The organism is Arthrobacter sp. Y3223164, from assembly GCF_059091005.1.
In genome coordinates, this window is sequence record NZ_JBNHGF010000987.1 from 1 (window position 1) to 277 (window position 277).

The following is a 277-nucleotide window of genomic DNA, read 5'->3' on the forward strand; positions in this document are numbered from 1 at the left end:
CTTAGACGCCGAGGCCTCGGAGCGTGGCCGCGGTCGCCAGGGCGGCGGTCACCGCTTCGTGGCCCTTGTCCTCGCTGGAGCCCGCCAAACCGGCGCGGTCCAGGCCTTGCTGCTCGGTGTCGCAGGTAAGCACCCCGAATCCCACCGGGGTGCCGGTCTGCACGCTGACGCTGGTCAGGCCCTCGGTGGCGGCCTGGCAGACGTACTCGAAGTGCGGCGTCCCGCCGCGGATCACGACGCCGAGCGCCACCACGGCGTCATAGTGGGGCGCCAGCCG

Annotated in this window: 1 protein-coding gene; it reads right to left on the reverse strand. The window is 72.9% G+C overall.

Features of this window, described 5'->3' with window-relative positions; all coding sequences use genetic code 11:
• Position 1: 1 nt before the first annotated feature.
• The coding region (gene ribH, locus AC5RUJ_RS19030; protein ID WP_494156612.1) for a 6,7-dimethyl-8-ribityllumazine synthase at positions 2 to 277 on the reverse strand (276 nt) is incomplete at its 5' end.